This is a genomic window from Stenotrophomonas maltophilia, assembly GCF_003970865.1.
Taxonomy (GTDB): domain Bacteria; phylum Pseudomonadota; class Gammaproteobacteria; order Xanthomonadales; family Xanthomonadaceae; genus Stenotrophomonas; species Stenotrophomonas maltophilia_AR.
The window spans coordinates 1-19,467 of the sequence record NZ_RXLZ01000054.1; the positions used below are offsets into that span (position 1 = coordinate 1).

Here is a 19,467-nt window from a genome sequence, read left to right on the forward strand (position 1 = left end):
ATTGATTCTGGCAACGTATCGCTTGCTTTAAAACAATTAATAGTTGCTTGATCAAACGTCTGCAAGATGGACAATCATCCTTCCTGCAGGCGCCTTCACAAGATACCTGCGCATACTTTCAAAGATCCTGGGAAGTGGCCTCAGCGCCGCTCCCGTGTGCCGCGAAGCTTCCTTCGTAGCGAGCCGCCCATTATGCCAGACTTTTTCAGTCCGTCAACACCTTCGTTCGATCATCTCGTTCGGCGGTGGTGGGCGCCCTGATGTCGCTGAAGCCCCTTGGTGGCGACCCCTGCGACGGGGGAAGAGAAGTATGTCCCCATTTCCATCGTTTGTGAAGGGGGTGTGGCGATTTTTTTCAACGGATGTTGCATCCGTTCATCCATCGCGCCCTGCGGGAGGACGCCGCCAAGAGCAGCCGAGCATGGCTCGGCTCTACAAGAGCATAAGGAAGGGCCGGCTGCGCCGGCCCTTCCTTTGTCTCAGGCAGCGACCAGGCGCACGCGGGCGAAGGTGCGCTTGCCGACCTGCAGCAGGCCTTCGAAGCCCGGCTGCAGCACCTGCTGGCCATCTTCGACCACTTCACCGTCCACCTTGACCGCGCGCTCCTTGAGCTTGCGGTTGGCTTCGGAGTTGCTCGGGGTCAGCCCGGCTGCGGTCAGCAGTGCGGCGATACGCAGGCCTTCGGCCGGGATCGCCACGTCCTGCAGCGGCAGCTGGGTGATGTCGCCCTGCCCGGTCACCGCCGCTTCCCAGCCGGCAATGGCCTGCTCGGCCGCCGCGGCGTCGTGGAAGCGGGTCGCCAGTTCACGCGCCAGGCGCAGCTTGACCACGCGCGGGTTCAGGCCGCCATTGGCCACCTGCTCGCGCAGCTGCACGGCTTCGGCCTGGCTGATGTCGAAGGACAGCAGCTCGATCCAGCGCCACATCAGGGTGTCGTCCACCTTCATGGTCTTGGTGACGATGTCGATGGCCGGTTCGCTGATACCAATGTAGTTGCCCAGCGACTTGGACATCTTGTTGACGCCGTCCAGGCCCTCCAGCAACGGCATGGTCAGCACCACCTGCGGCTTCTGGCCGTGGTGTTCCTGCAGGCCACGGCCCATCAGCAGATTGAACTTCTGGTCGGTACCGCCGAGCTCGACGTCGGCCTCCAGGGCCACCGAGTCGTAGCCCTGCACCAGCGGGTACAGGAACTCGTGGATGGCGATGGACTGCTGGGCGGCGTAGCGCTTGGCGAAATCATCGCGCTCGAGCATGCGCGCCACGGTGTGCTGGCCGGCCAGGCGGATCATGTCGGCGGCGCCCATCTTGCCGAACCACTCCGAGTTGAAGCGGACTTCGGTACGGCTGCGGTCCAGCACCTTGAACACCTGCTCTTCATAGGTACGGGCGTTGGCCAGCACGTCCTCTCGGCTGAGCGGCTTGCGGGTCAGGCTCTTGCCGGACGGGTCGCCGATCATGCCGGTGAAGTCGCCGATCAGGAAAATGACCTGGTGGCCGAGGTCCTGGAACTGGCGCATCTTGTTCAGCAGCACCGTATGGCCCAGGTGCAGGTCGGGCGCGGTGGGGTCGAAGCCGGCCTTGATCCGCAGCGGACGGCCTTCCTGCAGGCGCGCACGCAGATCCTCGAGCTTGAGGATCTCGTCGGCACCGCGGCCGATCAGGGCAAGGGCTTCTTCAATCGAGGACACGTGACTACTCCCGGCAACGCCGATTCTTGTGTGGGGTGTTAAAGCAAAGTTAACCCGATTGGCTTCACAAAAGCCGATGGGCACAAGGGTTTGACGCGGTTTTCTCAGGTGTCTATGGTAACCGGCGATCAGGCCCGCGCTCCCGGGCTGCCAGGAAAAAACCGCCGATGCACAATTCCGAACAAGGGCGCGCACGCAAGCAGCGCTTCCAGGAACGCCTCCACGTCCTGCACGACAACGCCCTGCATCGGAAGCTCAGGCAACATCTTCCCGCCGCCTTCAATGAACGCTGGACCCGGCGCCATTGGATGCACGCCAGCCTGTTCGCGACCATCGGCGCCCTGGTGGCGACCATCGTCCCCGGCTTCTCGCACACCATCGACGCCCCCTTTGCCGACAGCCATACCAGCCTGGCGCTGCCGTTGCCGCCGCTGACCATGGCCCGCCAGCAGCAGGTGCCCGGTGACAGCTGGCAGGTGCTGCGCGTGCAGCGCGGCCAGACCCTGAGCGATCTGTTCGACAAGGCTGGCATCCCGGCCACCACCCTGCACCGGGTACTGGACCACCCGGGCGCGCGTGAGGCGCTGACCAAGCTGCGCCCGGGCGCCGAGATTGCCTTCGACATGCCGCTGTCGGGTGACCTGCGCAGCATCCGCTTCGACCGCGATGCCGACAACCGGGTGGAACTGAGCCTGGCCGGCGATGACATCAAGGAGAAGGTGACCCAGCGCGAGACCTCCACGCGCACCGTGGTCACCAGCGGCGAGATCACCAGTTCGCTGTATGCCGCGGCCCGACGGGCCGGCCTGTCGCCGTCGGCGATCGCGACGATGACCGACGACATCTTCAAGTACGACATCGACTTCTCGAAGGACCTGCAGCCGGGCGACCGCTTCAGCGTGGTGATGGATGAAACCTGGCGCGAAGGCGAGAAGGTGGACACCAGCAAGATCCTGGCGGCGACCTTCACCACCGGTGGCAAGACCTATTCCGGCTTCCGCTTCGACCGCAACGGCAAGTCCGAGTACTACGACATCAACGGCCGTTCGCTGAAGAAGAGCTTCATCCGCATGCCGATCCCCTTCGCACGCTTGAGCTCGACCTTCGGCGCGCGCAAGCACCCGGTGCTGGGCAAGATGCGCATGCACAAGGGCGTGGACTACGCCGCGCGCACCGGCACCCCGATCATGGCCGCCGGCGATGCCCGCGTGCAGTTCGCCGGCGTGCAGCGCGGCTACGGCAATGTGGTGATCCTCGACCACGGCCGTGGCCACACCACTCTGTACGGCCACATGTCGCGCTTTGCGAACATCAAGACCGGCCAGCGCGTGGCCCAGGGCACGGTGATCGGCTATGTCGGCTCGACCGGCCTGGCCACCGGCCCGCACCTGCACTACGAATTCCGCGTCAACGGCGAGCATCGCAATCCGCTGACTGTGACCATGCCGCCGCCGGAACCGCTGAAGGGCGCCGAGCTGGCCGCCTTCCGCTCGCAGACCGCACCGGCGATGGCCCGCATCCAGGGCATGGAGAAGCTGATCTACGCCGACGCCAGCCCGGCACCGACCAGCCGCGACGAGGCCGCCCCCGAGGTTGCCAGCGCCAAGGACAAGCAGGCGACCGGCCGCAAGCGCGGCTGAGCGCCCTGCGTTGACGAAGAAGGACGCGGCAGCCCAAGCTTGCCGCGTCCTTTTTTTATGCCTGCCATGAACACGACTGCCGACGCTGACGCACCCCTGTACCTTGGCCTGATGTCGGGCACCAGCGCCGATGGCATCGACGCCGCGCTGGTGCAGTTCCCCGCCGGCGGCGGTTGCCGCTTCGTGCACGGGCTGACCGCCCGCTGGGAGCCGGTGCTGCGTGCGCGGCTGGTGGCGCTGGGCGAAGGCGGACCGCTGGACTCGCTGGAGGAGCTGGGCGAGCTGGATGCGCGGATCGCGATCAACTTCGCCGAAGCCGCCAACCAGCTGCTGGCCGAGGCCGGCGTGGACCGCAGCCAGGTGCGCGCGATCGGCTCGCACGGCCAGACCGTGCGCCATCGCCCGCTGGCCAACCCCGCCTTCACCGTGCAGCTGGGCGATGGCAACCGCATCGCGGAGCTGACCGGAATCACCACGGTGTCCGACTTCCGCCGCCGCGACGTGGCAGCCGGTGGCCATGGCGCACCGCTGATGCCGGCCTTCCACCTGGGCATGCTGGGCACCGCCGACGAAGACCGCGCGGTGCTCAACCTGGGCGGCATCGCCAACCTGACCCTGATCCCGCGTGAAGGTGCGGTGCGTGGCTTCGATACCGGCCCGGCCAACGCGTTGATGGATGCCTGGTGCCAGCGCCACACCGGCCGCACCTTCGATGCCGACGGCGCCTACGCCGCCAGCGGCGCGGTGGACGAGGGCCTGCTGGCCGGCTGGCGCTCGGACCCGTGGTTCGCGCTGCCACCACCGAAGAGCACCGGCCGTGAGCAGTTCCACCTGGCCTGGGCCGAGGCCCACATGGGCGAAGGCCAATACGCTGCCGCCGATGTGCAGGCGACCCTGCTGGAGCTGACCGTGGCGACGGTGGCCGATGCGCTGCTGACGCAGCAGCCGCAGACCCGGCGCCTGCTGGTCTGTGGCGGCGGGGTGCGCAACCGGCAGCTGATGAAGCGCCTGGCGGCGCGGCTGCCGGGGGTGCAGGTGGAGTCCAGCGCGGTGCACGGGCTGGACCCGGAGTACGTGGAGGCGATGGGCTTCGCCTGGCTGGCGCAGCGGACGATGGACGGGCTGGCCGGCAACCTGCCGAGCGTGACCGGGGCGAAGGGGCCGCGGATCCTGGGTGCGATCCACCTGGCCTGAGGTGGTCATCCACGCATGGCGTGGATCTACCGGGAACGGCGGTCGAGCGTGGCTCGACGCTACATGGGCACTAATCGAAGCCCTGCCCTGCGGGCAAGGCCTGCAGGGCGGCGATGGCGTCGGAGAGCGCGTCCACTTCGGGATCACCGAAGCCGGAGCGAACCTCCAGTTCACTACTGAACAGGCCCTGCTCCAGCAAAGCGGCGCAGGTCTGTTCGTGGGTCCAGCCGCGGGCGACCGCGACACGTCGGATGCGTTCCAGCAGCAGCGGGTCCAGGTCCCGCAGCACAACGTCGGCCATGCTCACTTCCCCGTTCGCAAGGCACCGCCCCCTCGGCGCGTCGGGGGCGATGATCCCGCAGACCGGGCGGGCAGGCAATCAGGTCGAGCTGGCGGCCTGACGACGGCGCTGCTGCAGGATCAGCAGGGCGCAGAGGATCACCACCGGGATCGCCACCAGCGCGGTACCAACAAAGAACAACGCGTAGCCTTCCAGCAGCGTCCGGCCCTGTGCGAGCGTCTGTACCGACCACCCCGAGAGCCCCTTGAGCGCCTTGCCGGGCATCGCGTAGAACGAACTCAGCAGTGCGTACTGGGTTGCGGTGTATCCGATGCTGGTCAGGCTCGACATATAGGCAATCAGCGCCGTACCGGCGAAACCGCTGGCGAAGTTGTCGATTGCCATGGCCACGGCGAAATGGGTCGTGTCCGGGCCCGAATAGGCCAGCCAGGCAAACGCCAGGTTGGAGGCCGGTCCCAGCACGGCACCCACCATCAGCGCCGCCAGCACGCCCCAGCGCACCGAGACCAGGCCTGCCACAGCAATGCCGATGAAGGTCGCGACCAGGCCCACCGAGCCTCGCACAGCGCCAACGGTGTCCTCGTCCAGGCCGAGATCGACGTAGAACGGGTTGGCCATCGGCCCCATGACGAAGTCGGCCATGCGATAGACGCTGATGGCCACCAGGATCAGGATCGCGCCACTGCGATGCTCGCGGACGAAGGCGATGAACGGCCCCGCCACGGCGTCGAACAATCCGCGCGGCGTCCATAGGGAGGTCGCCTGTGCCTGCACGGCAGCCACTTCCCGTGCGGGTTCACGGGCCATGACCACGGCCACGACGCCAAGCGCCATCAGCACGGCCATGATCTCGTAGGAAACCTGCCAACCAACACGGGCCGCGATGATCAGGATCAGCGCATCGGTGACCAGCAATGCAGTGCGGTAGCCCAGTGCCGAGGATGAGGTCAGCAGTCCAAGCTGCTCGCTGTTGTCAGCACTTTCAATGCGCCAGGCATCGATGACGATGTCCTGGGTGGCTGAAGCAAACGCCACGATCACGGCCATCACGCCGAACACGACGATGTGCTGCCAGGCGATGCCCAGGAACTGGATCTGGCCCCCCTTGGGCTGGACCAGCGCCATGCCGACAAGGCCCACCACCACAACCAGCTGCGACAGCAGCATCCAGCCACGGCGGCGGCCAAAACGACCGAACAGAGGCACGTCGGTCTTGTCGACGATCGGTGCCCACAGGAACTTCATGGTATAGGCCAGCCCGACCCATGACAGGAAGCCGATCGTGCTCAGTTCGATGCCTTCCTTGCGCATCCAGAAGCCGAGCGTGTTGCCCACCAGATAGATCGGCAGGCCGGAACTGAAGCCGAGCAGCAGCATCGCCAGCACCTTGCGCTGGCTCAGGTTGGAAACCACCTGCTGCCATGGCCGGCGCGGCTTGGCAGCCTCGGTCACAGGTCGTAGTCCACGATGAACGGCGCGTGGTCGGAGAAGCGCTCGTCGCGGTAGATCGAGCAGCTGCGCAGGCGGTCACGCAGGCCCGGGGTAATGAACTGGTAGTCGATGCGCCAACCGACGTTGTTGGCACGGGCGGCGCCACGGTTGCTCCACCAGGTGTAGTCCTCGCCGGTGGGGTTGAGCAGGCGGTAGGCATCGGCCCAGCCGCGGCCGGTGGCGACGTCGGTGGCCTGGCCGTGGTCGGCGCACAGGGCGTTGAGCCAGTCGCGCTCTTCCGGCAGGCAGCCGGAGTTTTTCTGGTTGGACTTCCAGTTCTTGATGTCCAGCGCCGAACGCACGATGTTCCAGTCGCCGCACAGCACGTAGTCGCGGCCGCTGCGCGCCCACTCCTCGAGGATCGGCCGCAGCCATTCCATCACTTCGAACTTGAAGCCCTGGCGCAGATCGCCCGAGCTGCCGGACGGGATATAGAAGGAGACCACGCTGAGGTTGCCGTAGCGTGCCTCGATGTAGCGGCCTTCGTCGTCGAACGGGGCCCAGCCCAGCGAGGTGATGACCTGGTCCGGCTCGCGCTTGCTGTAGATCGCCACACCGCTGTAGCCCTTCTTGGTGATGGCGTCGCGGTAGAAGCAGTGGTGGCCATCCGGGCGGAACATCGGGTCGGTCAGCTGGTCTTCCTGGGCCTTGGTTTCCTGGATGCACAGGACGTCGGCGTCCTGGGCACGGAACCAGTCGAGGAAGCCCTTGGTCGCGGCGGAACGGATGCCATTGGCGTTGAAACTGATGATGCGCATGCGGGGGACCTACGGCGGGAAACCGGGCAAGCATACCGGTTGCCCGCGGGGCTGCGCAGTCCGCCAAGCCGGGCCGCGACGCCCTTCACACGGGCCCGGACGAGCGCGAAACGCCCAGCTGGATTAGGATTTGTGCTCCAAATGAAGATGAATCGAGTTTTGATGAGCGACCACCGCCACCGTTTCCTGCAGCTGGCCCTGACTGCCGACGCCCTGCGCTTCGGCCAGTTCACCCTCAAGTCCGGCCGGCTGAGCCCCTATTTCTTCAACGCCGGTCGTTTCGACTCCGGTTCGCTGCTGTCGCAGCTCGGCGCCTGCTACGCCGATGCCATCGACGCCACCGGGATCAAGTACGACGTGGTGTTCGGCCCGGCCTACAAGGGCATTCCGCTGGCCACCGCAATGGCCTGTGAGCTGGCCCAGCGTGGCCGCGACCTGCCGCTGTCGTTCAACCGCAAGGAAGCCAAGGACCATGGCGAGGGTGGCCAGCTGATCGGCGCCGACATGAATGGCAAGCGCGTGCTGATCGTCGATGACGTGATCACTGCCGGTACCGCGATCCGCGAAGCGCTGGGCATCATCCGCGCCGCCGGTGGCACCCCGGCCGGCATCGTGGTGGCGCTGGACCGCCAGGAGATTGCTTCGGAAACCGATCGCCGTTCGGCGGCGCAGTCGGTGGCCGAGGAAGCCGGCATTCCGGTGATCGCCGTGGCATCGCTGGCCGACCTGCTTGATTTCGCCTCCGGCAACCCGGAACTTGTGGGTTACCGGCAGCCGCTGGAAGCCTACCGGGCCCAGTACGGCGTCCGTTCGATCCGCTGACCGACCCAGGGGAAAGGTCATGTCCCGAGTTCCTGCTGTTCTCTTTGCCGGCCTGCTGCTGGCCGTGCCGTTCACGCTGCCGGCGCAGTCGCGGGGTGGCGACAAGGTGGAGAAGAAGCTGTACTGCTGGAACGAGGGCAAGGAGCGGATCTGCAGTGATTCGCTGCCGGCCGATGCGGTCAACCATGCCCGCGAGGAATTCAACGCGAAGAGTGGCCTGCGCAATGCGCAGGTCCAGCGCGCGTTGACCGACGAAGAGCGCGCCGCCGCCAGCACGGTGGCCGCGCAGCAGCAGCTGGACCTGATGGCCGAGCAGACCCGCCAGCGCACCGAGCAGGCGATGCTGACCACCTATGGCAGCGAGGACGACCTGCGCCGGGTGTTCGGCGAGCGTGAGGAAGTGCTGGACAACAACCTGAAGACGGCCGAGTACAACGTCACCAGCCTGCGTGAGTCGCTGGTGGCGCTGTTGTCGGCGGCCGGTGACCGCGAACTGGCCGGTGCCAAGGTGGCCGACAAGCAGGCCGAGGCGATCCGCCAGCGGCACGTGCAGCTGCAATCGCAGCAGCGCCTGCAGGCCGGGTTCCTGCAGCAGCAGCAGGCGTTGAAGGCGGAAATTGAAAGCACCCTGCAGCGCTATCGCGAGCTGAAGGGCGTGGCAGCGGCGAGCCAGGCCCCGTGATTCGCCTGTAGAGCCGAGCCCACGCCCGGCTCTGCGTGAGCGCGGGGAACAGCCGCCGAGCATGGCTAGGCTCTACAGAAGCGGGTTGTCGCGCGGCCTCGGCCGATCGGTGCGCCATCCACGCATGGCGTGGATCTACTGAGAGCGCAGGCGCCGGGGTTGGTTACGGCTTGGCCTACGGAATTTATGCACTTTTTACGCGTCGGCCCGGTCCGGCGCGTAGTGCGTTTATGGGGGGCAGGACGACGATGACGGCCTGAGGTGGAGGGGTTCCACCAGGACGCTATTGCAATGTCCCCCTGGCTGTCGTTGTTGTGTGGCGTGCTGGTGCTGGTCGCCGCCGCCTATCTTCTTTATGTCGTGCTGCGGCCCGAGTCGTTCTGAGCGGAGCCGGCCATGACTGAGATGCTTGTGATTATTGCCGCCAGCCTGCTGCTGGCGTGGCCGCTGGGCCTGTACCTGGCCCGCGTGATGCGTGGCACGCCGATGAAGGTCGACGTGCTGTTCCACTGGATCGAGAAGCCGCTATACAGGGTGTTCGGCGTCGATCCATCGCGCTCGATGTCCTGGCGCGGCTACGTGCTGGCCTTCGTCCTGAGCAACGTGGTGGTCGCGGTACTGACCCAGGCGGTGTTCATGACCCAGGCCTGGTTGCCACTGAACCCGGACCAGATCCCGAACATGCGCTGGGACACCGCGCTGCACACGATGATCTCGTTCCTGACCAACACCAACCAGCAGCACTATTCAGGCCAGGCGCAGCTGTCCTACCTCTCGCAGATGACCGGCATCACCGGCCTGCAGGTGGTGACGCCGATGATGGGCCTGGCGCTGGCGGTGGCGACGCTGCGCGCGTTGTTCTCGCGTGCGCCGCAGGCTGCGGCGGCGACCGGAACCGGCGATGATCGCCAGGTCGCGGTGGGCAACTACTACGTGGACGTGGTGCGCCTGTGCGTGCGCTTCCTGCTGCCGCTGTGCCTGGTGTGGACGCTGCTGCTGACCAGCCAGGGCGTGCCTTCGACGATGGCCGGTGGTCCACAGGCCACGCCGATCGATGCCAGCGCCGGCATGGCCGAACAGAAACTGCCGCTGGGCCCGGTGGCGGCGATGGTCGCGGCCAAGCAGCTCGGCGCCAATGGTGGCGGCTGGTACGGCCCGAACAGCAGCTTCCCGCTGGAGAACCCGACCCCGCTGTCGAACGCGCTGGAGATCGTCGGCATCCTGCTGGTGCCGATGGCGGTGATCTTCATGATCGGCGCGTTCACCGGCCGGCGTCGCTTCGGCGCCCTGGTGTTCAGCTGCATGCTGGGCATGTCGCTGCTGTCCACCGGCGCGATGATGTGGAGCGAAGGGCACAGCGCCAGCGCCGCCACGCCGCTGCTGATGGAAGGCAAGGAGGTGCGCTTCGGCGCCGACGGCACTGCGCTGTGGGCCGCGGTGACCACCCAGGTCTCCAACGGCTCGGTCAACGGCATGCATGACTCGTTGGCGCCGCTGAGTGGCGGCATCGCGATGGTCAACATGCTGGTCAGCGCGATCTGGGGCGGCATTGGCTGCGGCCTGCAGCAGTTCATCGTGTACCTGCTGCTGGGCGTGTTCCTGGCCGGGTTGATGACCGGGCGTACGCCGGAACTGTTCGGCCGCAAACTGGAGACGCCACAGGTACGCCTGCTGGCCCTGCTGGTGCTGCTGCAGCCGATCACCCTGCTGGTGTTCACTGCGATCACCCTGGCCGTACCCGGCCTGGCGGGCACCTCCAACCCCGGCTTCCATGGCATCAGCCAGGTGTTCTACGAGTACGTCTCGGCCTACGCCAACAACGGTTCGGGCTTCGAGGGGCTGGGTGACGCCACGCTGTGGTGGAACCTGAGCTGCTCGCTTGTGCTGCTGCTGGGCCGTTTCCCGCTGCTGATCATCCCGCTGGTGGTGGCCGCACAGCTGGCCGCCAAGCGCCAGGCGCCGGAGTCTGCCGGCAGCCTGCAGATCGAAACCCCGACCTTCGCCCTGACCCTGGTCTCGGTGATCGTCATCCTGACCGTGCTGCAGTTCATGCCGGCGCTGGTACTCGGCCCGATCGCCGACCACCTGAGCCTTGGACTGCACTAAGGACACCCCGATGAGTACCCAAGCAAGTTCCACCCGCAGTTCCCTTGCACCGCGCCCTGCCCTGCTCGATGGCCCCGGCCTGCGCCGTGCGCTGGCCGACGCAGTGCGCAAGCTGTCACCGATGCACCTGGTGCGCAGCCCGGTGATGGCGGTGGTGATGGCCGGCACGATCGTCGCCGCCATCGTCACCCTGACCGGCAATGCGCCGCTGGGCTTCGGCCTGGCGGTGACCGTGATCCTGCTGGTGACCGTGTTGTTCGGCAACTTCGCCGAAGCGGTGGCCGAGGCGCGCGGCCGTGGCCAGGCCGCATCGCTGCGTCGTGCCCGCCAGGATCTGGTGGCGCGCCGGCTGGCTGCGCCGCAGCCGGGGGCAGCCGAAGCCCAGGTACCGGCCGCCGAACTGCGTCCGGGCGACCATGTGATCGTCAGCGCCGGTGAGCTGGTGCCTGCCGATGGCGAGATCGTGCAGGGCCTGGCCACCATCAACGAAGCGGCGGTGACCGGCGAATCGGCACCGGTGCTGCGCGAGGCCGGTACCGACCGCTCCGGCGTGATCGGCGGCACCAAGGTGCTGTCCGACCAGATCATCGTGCGGGTGACCGCCGAGCCGGGCCACAGCTTCCTGGACCGGATGATCGCCCTGGTGGAGGGTGCCAACCGCCAGAAGACGCCGAACGAGATCGCACTGACCCTGCTGCTGGCAGCGATGACGCTGACCTTCCTGGTGGTGGTGGCGACGCTGCCGGCGATCGGTGCGTCCGTGGGCGTCAAGGTCGACCCGCTGCTGCTGATCGCGCTGCTGGTGTGCCTGATCCCGACCACCATCGGCGGCCTGCTGCCGGCCATCGGCATCGCGGGCATGAACCGTGCGCTCGCCGCCAACGTGCTGGCCAAGTCGGGCAAGGCGGTGGAAGTGGCCGGCGACGTCGACGTGCTGCTGCTGGACAAGACCGGCACCATCACCTATGGCGACCGCCAGGCCAGCCACTTCCACCCGCTGGCCGGCATCGACGCCAGCCAGCTGCGCGAAGCGGCGCTGCTGTCCTCGCTGGCCGACCCGACCCCGGAAGGCAAGTCGATCGTGCGCCTGGCGCGCGAACAGGGCTGCGCCACCGCCGAACCGGACCGTGCCGAGTACCTGGCCTTCAGTGCGCAGACCCGCATGTCCGGCGTCGACCTGGAACATGGCCGGCAGATCCGCAAGGGCGCGCTGGATGCGATCCGCAACCACGTGCAGGCGCTGGGTGGCACGGTGCCGGCCGAACTCGGCGGGCGCGTCGAGCAGGTGGCGCGCAATGGCGCCACCCCGCTGGTGGTGGCCGAAGGCCGCCACGTGCTGGGCGTGATCGAGCTGTCGGACGTGGTCAAGCACGGCATGCGCGAGAAGTTCGCGCAGCTGCGGGCGATGGGCATCCGCACGGTGATGATCACCGGTGACAACCCGCTGACCGCCGCTGCCATCGCTGCCGAAGCCGGTGTCGACGACTACATCGCCGAGGCCCGCCCGGAAGACAAGCTGGCACGCATCCGCCAGGAGCAGGCCGGTGGCCGCCTGGTGGCGATGGTCGGTGACGGTACCAACGACGCGCCGGCGCTGGCCCAGGCCGACATCGGCCTGGCGATGAACTCCGGCACGCAGGCGGCGAAGGAGGCCGGCAACATGGTCGACCTCGATTCGGACCCGGCCAAGCTGCTGGCGGTGGTGGAGGTGGGCAAGCAGCAGTTGATCACCCGCGGCGCGCTGACCACCTTCTCGCTGGCCAACGACGTCTCCAAGTACTTCGCGATCCTGCCAGCGCTGTTCGCCGCAGCCGTTCCGACCATGGCCGCACTGAACGTGATGCAGCTGTCGAGCCCGCGCAATGCGGTGCTGGCGGCGCTGATCTTCAACGCCCTGGTGATTCCCGCCCTGATCCCGCTCGCCCTGCGTGGCGTGCGCTTCCGCCCGGCCACCGCAACGGCACTGCTGCGCCGGAACATGCTGGTGTACGGCCTCGGCGGCGTGCTGCTGCCGTTCGCAGCGATCAAAGCGATCGACCTCCTTCTTGTCCTGGTACTCGGCGCATGAACCGTTCTGCTTCCACCTCCACCTCCCTGTCCCGCGAACAGAAGGCCGAGGCCCGCGTGGCCAGCCTGCAGGATGGCGCCAGCTGGCGCCCGGCGATCGGCCTGGGCCTGGCCATCCTGCTGCTGGCCGGTGCGGTCTACGCGGGTATCGCCACCGGTTTCGCCGGCCTGGCCTACCCGACCCAGGCCGAGGGCAGCCTGCTGCGCGATGGCAATGGCCAGGTGCGCGGTTCGGCGTGGCTGTCGCAGCCGTTCACCGGTGATGGCTACTTCCAGGCACGGCCATCGGCGGCCAACTACGACCCGATGGCAGCAGCCGGTTCCAACATGGCGCGCAGCAACCCGGCGCTGGTCGAGCGCGTTGCCGCCAGCACCGCGGCGGTGGCCGCACGCGAAGGTGTTGCCCCGGCGCAGGTTCCTGCGGACCTGGTCACCCAGTCCGCCGGCGGCCTGGATCCTCAGCTGTCGCCGGCTGCAGCGCAGTTGCAGATCGCCCGCGTGGCGCGTGCCCGTGGCCTGCCGGTGGAACGCGTGCAGGCACTGGTGCAGGCGCATACCGAAGGACGCCAGTGGGGCCTGTTCGGCCAGCCGCGGGTGAACGTGGTGACGCTGAACTTCGCGCTGGACCACGCGGCCAAGGCGCCGTGATGCCGGCCTGCACCGGCTGCGCGCACAATGGCGGCCATGACAGCGGCACCCATGACTGATGCGCGTACCCGCCAGGCCGATGCCCTGGTCGAAGGCCTGCAACGCGAAGCCGGCGGCAAGCTGACCGTGTTCCTCGGCGCGGCGCCGGGCGTGGGCAAGACCTACACCATGCTGACCCGCGCGCAGGAACAGCTGCGCCGCGGCGTTGACCTGGTGGTCGGGCTGGTGGAAACCCACGGCCGCGCCGATACCCAGGCGCTGCTGGAGGGCCTGCCGCAGTTGCCGCTGAAGGCAGTGCCCTACCACGGCCACACCCTGCAGGAGATGGACCTGGATGCCGTGCTCGCGCGGCACCCGGCGCTGGTGCTGGTGGATGAATTGGCCCACCGCAACGCGCCGGGCAGCCGCCATGAGCGGCGCTGGCAGGATGTGATGGAGCTGCTGGATGCCGGCATCGACGTCTGGACCACGGTCAACATCCAGCATCTGGAAAGCCTCAACGATGTGGTGATGCGCATCACCGGCGTGCGCGTCAGTGAGACGGTGCCGGACGGTGTGCTCGACCGCCTGCACGACATCGTGCTGGTCGATCTGCCGCCGCGCGAACTGATCGCGCGCCTGCAGCAGGGCAAGGTCTATGTGCCCGAACAGGCCGCGCAGGCACTGCAGGCGTTCTTCTCGCCGGCCAACCTGACCGCACTGCGCGAGCTGGCGATGCAGGAGGCGGCCGACCGCGTCGACAGCAGCCTGCGTGAAGCGCGCGCCGCGCGCGGCGAGAGCAACCTGCCACTGCGTCGTGGCGTGCTGGTGGCCATTGATGGCGGCGGTCAGAGCGAATATCTGGTGCGGGTGGCGCGGCGAATCGCCGAACGTCGCGACGCGCCATGGACGGTGGTGACCGTGCAGGGGCGACGCCAGGACGAGGCGACCCGGCGCGAGATCGATGCGGCCTTCGCATTGGCACGGCGCCTGGGCGGCGACGCCGAACTGCTGCACGGATCAAGCATCGCCGATGCCCTGCTCGATCACGCCGCGCACAACGGCGTGTCGACCCTGGTGCTGGGCCGCACCCGCGAACGTCCGCTGGCGCGGATGTTCAACCGGACCCTGACCCAGCAGCTGATCCAGCGCGGCGCGCACTACGAGATCACCATCATCAGCACCCCGCAGGCCCGAGCGCGCTCGCGCCGCGAAGGTCTGCTGCCACCGATGCGCGGCATCAGCTACGAGCCGGCACAGGCACTGATCGCCACTGCACTGGCCTGTGCAGTGGCCTGGCTGGCCGAACGCTGGGTGGGCATGGCCGACCTGTCGATGGTGTTCATCGTGGCGGTGGTGCTGGTGGCCGCACGCACCCGCGCCAGCGTGGCGGTGATGGCGGCAATCCTGTGCTTCCTGGCCTACAACTTCCTGTTCATCGCGCCGCGCTTCACCTTCGCCATCGGCGCGCGCCAGGGCGTGATCACCGTGTTCCTGTTCCTGGCCGCCGCCCTGGTGGCCGGACGCCTGGCCTCGCGCCTGCGCATGCAGGTGATCGCGCTGCGTGCGGCAAATCGACATGCGCGTGCGCGCCAACAGCTGGGCCGGCAGCTGGCCAGTGCCGCCGGCAACGGCGAGGTGGCGCAGGCGGGTCGGCATGCACTGGAACAGGCCATGGACGTGCCGGCGTGGCTGCGGATCGGCGCCGATACCGCAACCGGTGGCCGCAGCCAGCCGGGCGATACCGACCTGGCCGCCGCCGACTGGGCGCTGCGCCACGGCCAGCCCAGCGGCCGCTTCACCGATACCCTGGCCGGTGCGCAGTGGTGGTTCCTGCCGCTATTGGATGGCGAGGACCGCGCGATCGGCGTGGCCGGCCTGTACCTGCCCGGCGCACAGGCGCGCCTGCTGCCCGAGCAACGGCAGCTGGCCGAAGCAATGGTCGATGACATCGCGCAGGCCGCGCTGCGTACGCGGCTGGTGGCCGAGCTGGAGCAGGCGCACGTCAGCAACGAGACCGAGCGACTGCGCTCGGCGCTGCTCTCTTCGGTGTCGCACGACCTGCGCTCGCCACTGGCGGCGATGATCGGCTCGGCCGACAGCCTGGCCAGCTACGGCGCGGCGATGGATACGGCCGATCGCCGTGCCCTGCTGGACACCATCCTGGTCGAGGGCGAACGGCTGGACCGCTACATCCAGAACCTGCTGGACATGACCCGCCTCGGCCACGAAGGATTGAAGATCAACCGCGACTGGATCGGCGTGGACGAACTGATCGGCTCGGCGGCGCGGCGCCTGCAGCGCTACCAGCCCAAGGTGCGGCTGGAGCTGGATATTCCGGCCACGCTGGCGCCGATCTGGGTGCACCCGGCACTGGTCGAACAGGCCGTTTTCAACGTGATGGAGAACGCGGCCAAGTTCTCGCCGCCCGACGCCGCCGTACAGGTCCAGGCGCGCGAACTGGACGGCCAGCTGCGCATTGACGTGATCGATGCCGGCCCCGGCATTCCCGATGACGAGCGCGCGCGCATCTTCGACATGTTCTACAGCGTTGAACGCGGCGACCGCGGCCGCCACGGCACCGGCCTGGGCCTGACCATCTGCCAGGGCATGATCGGCGCGCATGGCGGCAGCGTGCAGGCGCTGCCCGGACGCGACGGTCGCGGTACCCTGATCCGCATCACCCTGCCCCTGCTCAAGCCAGCCTCCCACGATGAGCCCGACCCCGATTGATGCCAGCGTGCCGGCCGCGCGCGTGCTGGTGATCGATGATGAAACCCAGATCCGCCGGTTCCTGGATATCAGCCTGCGCGCGCAGGGCTACCAGGTGCGGCAGGCGGCCACCGGGCAGGAAGGCCTGCAGCTGGCGGCCAGCGAGGACATGGACCTGGTGATCCTGGACATCGGCCTGCCGGACATGGAAGGCCATGAGGTGCTGGAGCAGCTGCGGCAGTGGAGCCAGGTGCCGGTGATCATGCTGACCGTGCGTGCGGGCGAAGCCGAGAAGGTGCGCGCACTGGATACCGGCGCCAACGACTACGTGACCAAGCCGTTCGGCACGCAGGAACTGATGGCGCGGGTGCGCGCCCTGCTGCGCACGCGCAGCGTGCCCAGCGACGGCACGCCGCCGGTGTTCGACGATGGCCATCTGCATGTGGATCTCGTACGCCGCGAAGTGGCGCTGGATGGCGAGCCGGTGGCGCTGACCCGCAAGGAATACGCGTTGCTGTCGCTGCTGCTGCGCAATGCCGGGCGGGTGGTGACCCAGCCGCAGATCCTGCAGGAAATCTGGGGCCCGACCCACCAGCACGACACCCACTACCTGCGCATCCTGGTCGGCAAGCTGCGGCACAAGCTGGGCGATTCAGCGCTGGATTCGCGCTACCTGTTCACCGAACCGGGCGTGGGATTGCGGTTCAAGGGGTGAAGGTGTGCCGGCCAACGGTCGGCACCCACCATGCGTGGATGAACATCCATCGAAGAGCATCCACGCATGGCGTGGATCTACTGTGTTGACCAAGGTCGACACCTACCAACAGCACCAGAAAACTGTCAGAGGTGGGGCGGTGTCGGAGTGCGGGGTGTCAGCCGCATGGATGCGGCTGCCAAGCCTACAGGGACGTACTTGCGGCGTCCCCGCACTCCGGCACCGCCCCACCATCCCGCGGATAGCCCGCTTTTGATGTTGATGTTGCTGTTGCCGTTGCTTCGGCGGGTGCCGGGCGCAGCCCGGCCCCACCTCAGAACCCCAGCGGGGTGTCGCCCAGCACTGGTTGCAGCTGGCTGCGGAACAGGGCCTGGATGCGTTCCAGTGCGGCCTCGTCGTTGCCCTCGAATCGAAGCACCAGCACCGGCGTAGTGTTGGAGGCACGCACCAGGCCCCAGCCATCGGGGAAGTCCACGCGCAGGCCATCGATGGTCGACAGGCGACCGCCCACATACGGGTTGTCCGGCGACTGCGCCGCCGCCACCAGCATCGCCACCAGCGCATGCGGCGTACCGTCGGCCACCGGCACCTTCAGTTCCGGCGTGGCCACCATCTCCGGCAGTTCGCCCAGCACCTCGTCCGGGGTCTCCTCGCGCTGGGCCAGGATCTCCAGCAGGCGCGCCGCCGCATACAGGCCGTCGTCGAAACCGAACCAGCGCTCCTTGAAGAAGAAGTGGCCGCTCATCTCGCCAGCCAACTCGGCGTCGGTCTCGCGCATCTTCGCCTTCATCAGCGAATGCCCGGTCTTCCACATCAACGGGCTGCCACCATTGCGCAGCACGTGGTCGGACAGCTTGCCGGTGCACTTCACGTCGTAGATCACCATCGCGCCGGGGTTGCGCATCAGCACATCGGCGGCGAACAGCATCAGCAGGCGGTCGGCATAGATGATCCTGCCTTCGCCGGTGACCACGCCCAACCGGTCGCCATCGCCATCGAAGGCGACGCCGAGGTCGGCGCCGAAGCGCTTGACCGTCTGCACCAGGTCTTCCAGGTTGGCCGGTTCGCTCGGGTCGGGATGATGATTGGGGAAGGTACCGTCGACATCGCAGTACAGCGGAATGACTTCGGCGCCGATCGCTTCCAGCAGCTGCGGTGCGAGCGCACCGGCAACGCCATTGCCGGCATCGGCCACGACCTTCAACGGGCGGTCCAGCTGCACGTCGTCGGCGATACGCTGGATGTAGTCGGCACTGACATCGCGCTGCTGGTAGTCGCCCGGCTCGGCGGCCTGTACCAGGCGGCCTTCGACGATGCGCTGGTAGAGATCGGTGATGGCATCGCCGGACAGCGTCTCGCCGCCGATGACCACCTTGAAGCCGTTGTACTCGGGCGGGTTATGACTGCCGGTGACCGCCACGCAGGTGCCGGTACGCAGATGGAAGGCGGCGTAGTACACGACCGGGGTCGGTGCCAGGCCGATGTCGATCACCGCGCAACCGGCGCGCCTCAGGCCCTCGGCCAATCCTGCGGCCAGTTCCGGGCCGGACAGGCGGCCATCGCGGCCGATCACCACCTCGCGCAGACCCTGCTCCAGTGCCACGGTACCGATGGCCTGGCCGATCAGCGCCGCCGTCTTCGGCGTCAGTTCGCTGCCAACCACGCCACGGATGTCGTAGGCGCGGAAGATGCCGGCCGCCAGCTCCTCGGCCGGAACCGGCGGCGGGGGCGGCGGTGCACTTTCAGTCGTGCTGGCCTCGGCCACCGGCGGCGGCGCCATCTGCAGGCTCTCGCTCAGGGTCGGGCCATGATCCGCGTCCGCCACGGCCGCACGGCGCGGCAGCGGCAGCGACTTCGGCAGGCGGCCACGACCCACCACCAGCAGCACGGCGATGAACGCCAGCAGCAGCGCGACAATGGCGCTGGCCAGCGAACCCAGGCCCAGCGGACCGGGTTCGACATTGGGTACCGCGGCCACCAGCCGCAACGGCGTGCCCGGAATCGGCCGCGCCAATGCTTCGGCACTTTCTGCCAGGCCGGCATCGCCCTGGGCGACGAGGTCATGCGTGCCCTGGCGCAGGCCAAGGAAACCGGCCGATGGCGCACTCACCTGGTCCAGCGGCGAGGTCAGTCGCAGCAATGGCTGGCGCACGTAGAGCACTGCCGGGCCCAGGCTGCCCAGCTGCACCGGTGCCGCCAGGCCAAGACGATTGCCACCGCCATCGCGGACCACGCGCAGGCTGGGGCCGGACTCGGCCAAGGCGGCTTCCAGCAGTGCCAGCCGGGCATAGCCGAAGGTCGCCGGGGCGGCATAGGCGCCGGCCAGATCGGCGGTCAGTACTTCGGCGTGCTCGACGCCGGTCCAGCTCTCGCGGACGGCGAGTGCCGCCGCAGCGGCATCACCGGCCTGCAGCGCCTGCTGCACGCGCTCGTTCTTCAGCTGCTGCTGCAGCTGCTTCAGCTGGCCGGCAGCCGCCTCCTGCAGGCCTTGCACGGCCTGGTCACGCGCAGCTTCCAGCGCCTGGCCGTTGGCCTCCTGGCGCCATTGCTGCACCGCGCTCCATCCGAACCAGCTGGCCAGCAGGACCAGCAGCACCCCCAGTAGTGGCGCACTGCGTCCCAACGACCGTCCCCGCTGTCCTTCCCCGATGCCGCTCATCG

General features: G+C 67.9%; 15 protein-coding genes. 10 read left to right on the forward strand and 5 right to left on the reverse strand.

Features of this window, described 5'->3' with window-relative positions; translation table 11 throughout:
* Positions 1-479: 479 nt before the first annotated feature.
* On the reverse strand, positions 480-1,691 hold the full coding sequence (tyrS, locus tag EKL94_RS16550; RefSeq protein WP_049431058.1) for a tyrosine--tRNA ligase: 1,212 nt from the start codon (positions 1,689-1,691) through the stop codon (positions 480-482).
* A 167-nt stretch (positions 1,692-1,858) separates the two neighbouring features.
* Here tyrS and EKL94_RS16555 point away from each other — a divergent pair, with 167 nt between their 5' ends.
* Positions 1,859-3,331, forward strand: a complete 1,473-nt coding sequence (locus EKL94_RS16555; protein WP_126929922.1) for a M23 family metallopeptidase — start codon at positions 1,859-1,861, stop codon at positions 3,329-3,331.
* 66 nt (positions 3,332-3,397) lie between these two features.
* Entirely contained in the window at positions 3,398-4,525 is a 1,128-nt protein-coding gene (locus EKL94_RS16560; RefSeq protein ID WP_126929923.1) for an anhydro-N-acetylmuramic acid kinase, read from the forward strand.
* A gap of 70 nt (positions 4,526-4,595) precedes the next feature.
* Here the strand turns inward: EKL94_RS16560 and EKL94_RS16565 are convergent, their stop codons facing one another.
* The 3 genes from EKL94_RS16565 to EKL94_RS16575 form a co-directional block, all read right to left on the reverse strand.
* Positions 4,596-4,826, reverse strand: a complete 231-nt coding sequence (locus EKL94_RS16565; RefSeq protein ID WP_005420465.1) for a hypothetical protein — start codon at positions 4,824-4,826, stop codon at positions 4,596-4,598.
* Positions 4,827-4,904: 78 nt separating this feature from the next.
* The gene (locus EKL94_RS16570) at positions 4,905-6,278 is read right to left on the reverse strand and encodes an AmpG family muropeptide MFS transporter (protein ID WP_126929924.1); all 1,374 of its coding nucleotides are present in this window, start codon (positions 6,276-6,278) and stop codon (positions 4,905-4,907) included.
* Entirely contained in the window at positions 6,275-7,075 is an 801-nt protein-coding gene (locus tag EKL94_RS16575) for an exodeoxyribonuclease III (protein ID WP_006388246.1), read from the reverse strand. The genes EKL94_RS16570 and EKL94_RS16575 overlap by 4 nt, the downstream gene beginning before the upstream one ends.
* A 162-nt stretch (positions 7,076-7,237) precedes the next feature.
* On the opposite strand from EKL94_RS16575, the gene pyrE reads away from it, so the two are divergent.
* From pyrE to EKL94_RS16615, 8 genes are all read left to right on the forward strand, one after another.
* Positions 7,238-7,897, forward strand: a complete 660-nt coding sequence (gene pyrE / locus EKL94_RS16580; protein WP_010486876.1) for an orotate phosphoribosyltransferase — start codon at positions 7,238-7,240, stop codon at positions 7,895-7,897.
* Positions 7,898-7,916: 19 nt separating this feature from the next.
* The gene (locus EKL94_RS16585; protein ID WP_126929925.1) at positions 7,917-8,579 is read left to right on the forward strand and encodes a hypothetical protein; all 663 of its coding nucleotides are present in this window, start codon (positions 7,917-7,919) and stop codon (positions 8,577-8,579) included.
* A gap of 291 nt (positions 8,580-8,870) precedes the next feature.
* Positions 8,871-8,963: a potassium-transporting ATPase subunit F gene (locus EKL94_RS16590; RefSeq protein ID WP_005407770.1), complete on the forward strand. Its 93-nt coding sequence runs from the start codon at positions 8,871-8,873 to the stop codon at positions 8,961-8,963.
* Between the two features lie 12 nt (positions 8,964-8,975).
* A complete protein-coding gene (gene kdpA, locus EKL94_RS16595) occupies positions 8,976-10,685 on the forward strand; it encodes a potassium-transporting ATPase subunit KdpA (protein ID WP_126929926.1) in 1,710 nt (569 codons plus the stop codon).
* Positions 10,686-10,695: 10 nt separating this feature from the next.
* The gene (gene kdpB, locus EKL94_RS16600; protein ID WP_126929927.1) at positions 10,696-12,753 is read left to right on the forward strand and encodes a potassium-transporting ATPase subunit KdpB; all 2,058 of its coding nucleotides are present in this window, start codon (positions 10,696-10,698) and stop codon (positions 12,751-12,753) included.
* Complete coding sequence (kdpC, locus tag EKL94_RS16605; protein ID WP_126929928.1) at positions 12,750-13,400, forward strand: potassium-transporting ATPase subunit KdpC; 651 nt, start codon at positions 12,750-12,752, stop codon at positions 13,398-13,400. The genes kdpB and kdpC overlap by 4 nt, the downstream gene beginning before the upstream one ends.
* 51 nt (positions 13,401-13,451) lie before the next feature.
* On the forward strand, positions 13,452-16,112 hold the full coding sequence (locus EKL94_RS16610; protein ID WP_126929929.1) for an ATP-binding protein: 2,661 nt from the start codon (positions 13,452-13,454) through the stop codon (positions 16,110-16,112).
* Complete coding sequence (locus tag EKL94_RS16615; RefSeq protein WP_004153862.1) at positions 16,093-16,806, forward strand: response regulator transcription factor; 714 nt, start codon at positions 16,093-16,095, stop codon at positions 16,804-16,806. The genes EKL94_RS16610 and EKL94_RS16615 overlap by 20 nt, the downstream gene beginning before the upstream one ends.
* A 313-nt stretch (positions 16,807-17,119) precedes the next feature.
* Here EKL94_RS16615 and EKL94_RS16625 read toward each other — a convergent pair whose 3' ends face one another.
* Positions 17,120-19,465 carry a phosphomannomutase/phosphoglucomutase gene (locus EKL94_RS16625; RefSeq protein ID WP_126929930.1) on the reverse strand — a complete coding sequence of 782 codons (2,346 nt, stop codon included), beginning with the start codon at positions 19,463-19,465 and terminating at the stop codon, positions 17,120-17,122.
* Positions 19,466-19,467 lie beyond the last annotated feature (2 nt).

Excerpts from the sequence above, each read along its gene's own strand:
- EKL94_RS16615 (WP_004153862.1), top strand. The coding sequence starts at position 16,093 with ATGAGCCCGACCCCGATTGATGCCAGCGTGCCGGCCGCGCGCGTGCTG.
- EKL94_RS16575 (WP_006388246.1), bottom strand. The coding sequence starts at position 7,075 with ATGCGCATCATCAGTTTCAACGCCAATGGCATCCGTTCCGCCGCGACC.
- EKL94_RS16555 (WP_126929922.1), top strand. The coding sequence starts at position 1,859 with ATGCACAATTCCGAACAAGGGCGCGCACGCAAGCAGCGCTTCCAGGAA.
- kdpC (WP_126929928.1), top strand. The coding sequence starts at position 12,750 with ATGAACCGTTCTGCTTCCACCTCCACCTCCCTGTCCCGCGAACAGAAG.
- kdpB (WP_126929927.1), top strand. The coding sequence starts at position 10,696 with ATGAGTACCCAAGCAAGTTCCACCCGCAGTTCCCTTGCACCGCGCCCT.
- pyrE (WP_010486876.1), top strand. The coding sequence starts at position 7,238 with ATGAGCGACCACCGCCACCGTTTCCTGCAGCTGGCCCTGACTGCCGAC.
- EKL94_RS16610 (WP_126929929.1), top strand. The coding sequence starts at position 13,452 with ATGACTGATGCGCGTACCCGCCAGGCCGATGCCCTGGTCGAAGGCCTG.
- EKL94_RS16625 (WP_126929930.1), bottom strand. The coding sequence starts at position 19,465 with ATGAGCGGCATCGGGGAAGGACAGCGGGGACGGTCGTTGGGACGCAGT.
- EKL94_RS16585 (WP_126929925.1), top strand. The coding sequence starts at position 7,917 with ATGTCCCGAGTTCCTGCTGTTCTCTTTGCCGGCCTGCTGCTGGCCGTG.
- EKL94_RS16565 (WP_005420465.1), bottom strand. The coding sequence starts at position 4,826 with ATGGCCGACGTTGTGCTGCGGGACCTGGACCCGCTGCTGCTGGAACGC.
- EKL94_RS16560 (WP_126929923.1), top strand. The coding sequence starts at position 3,398 with ATGAACACGACTGCCGACGCTGACGCACCCCTGTACCTTGGCCTGATG.
- kdpA (WP_126929926.1), top strand. The coding sequence starts at position 8,976 with ATGACTGAGATGCTTGTGATTATTGCCGCCAGCCTGCTGCTGGCGTGG.
- EKL94_RS16590 (WP_005407770.1), top strand. The coding sequence starts at position 8,871 with ATGTCCCCCTGGCTGTCGTTGTTGTGTGGCGTGCTGGTGCTGGTCGCC.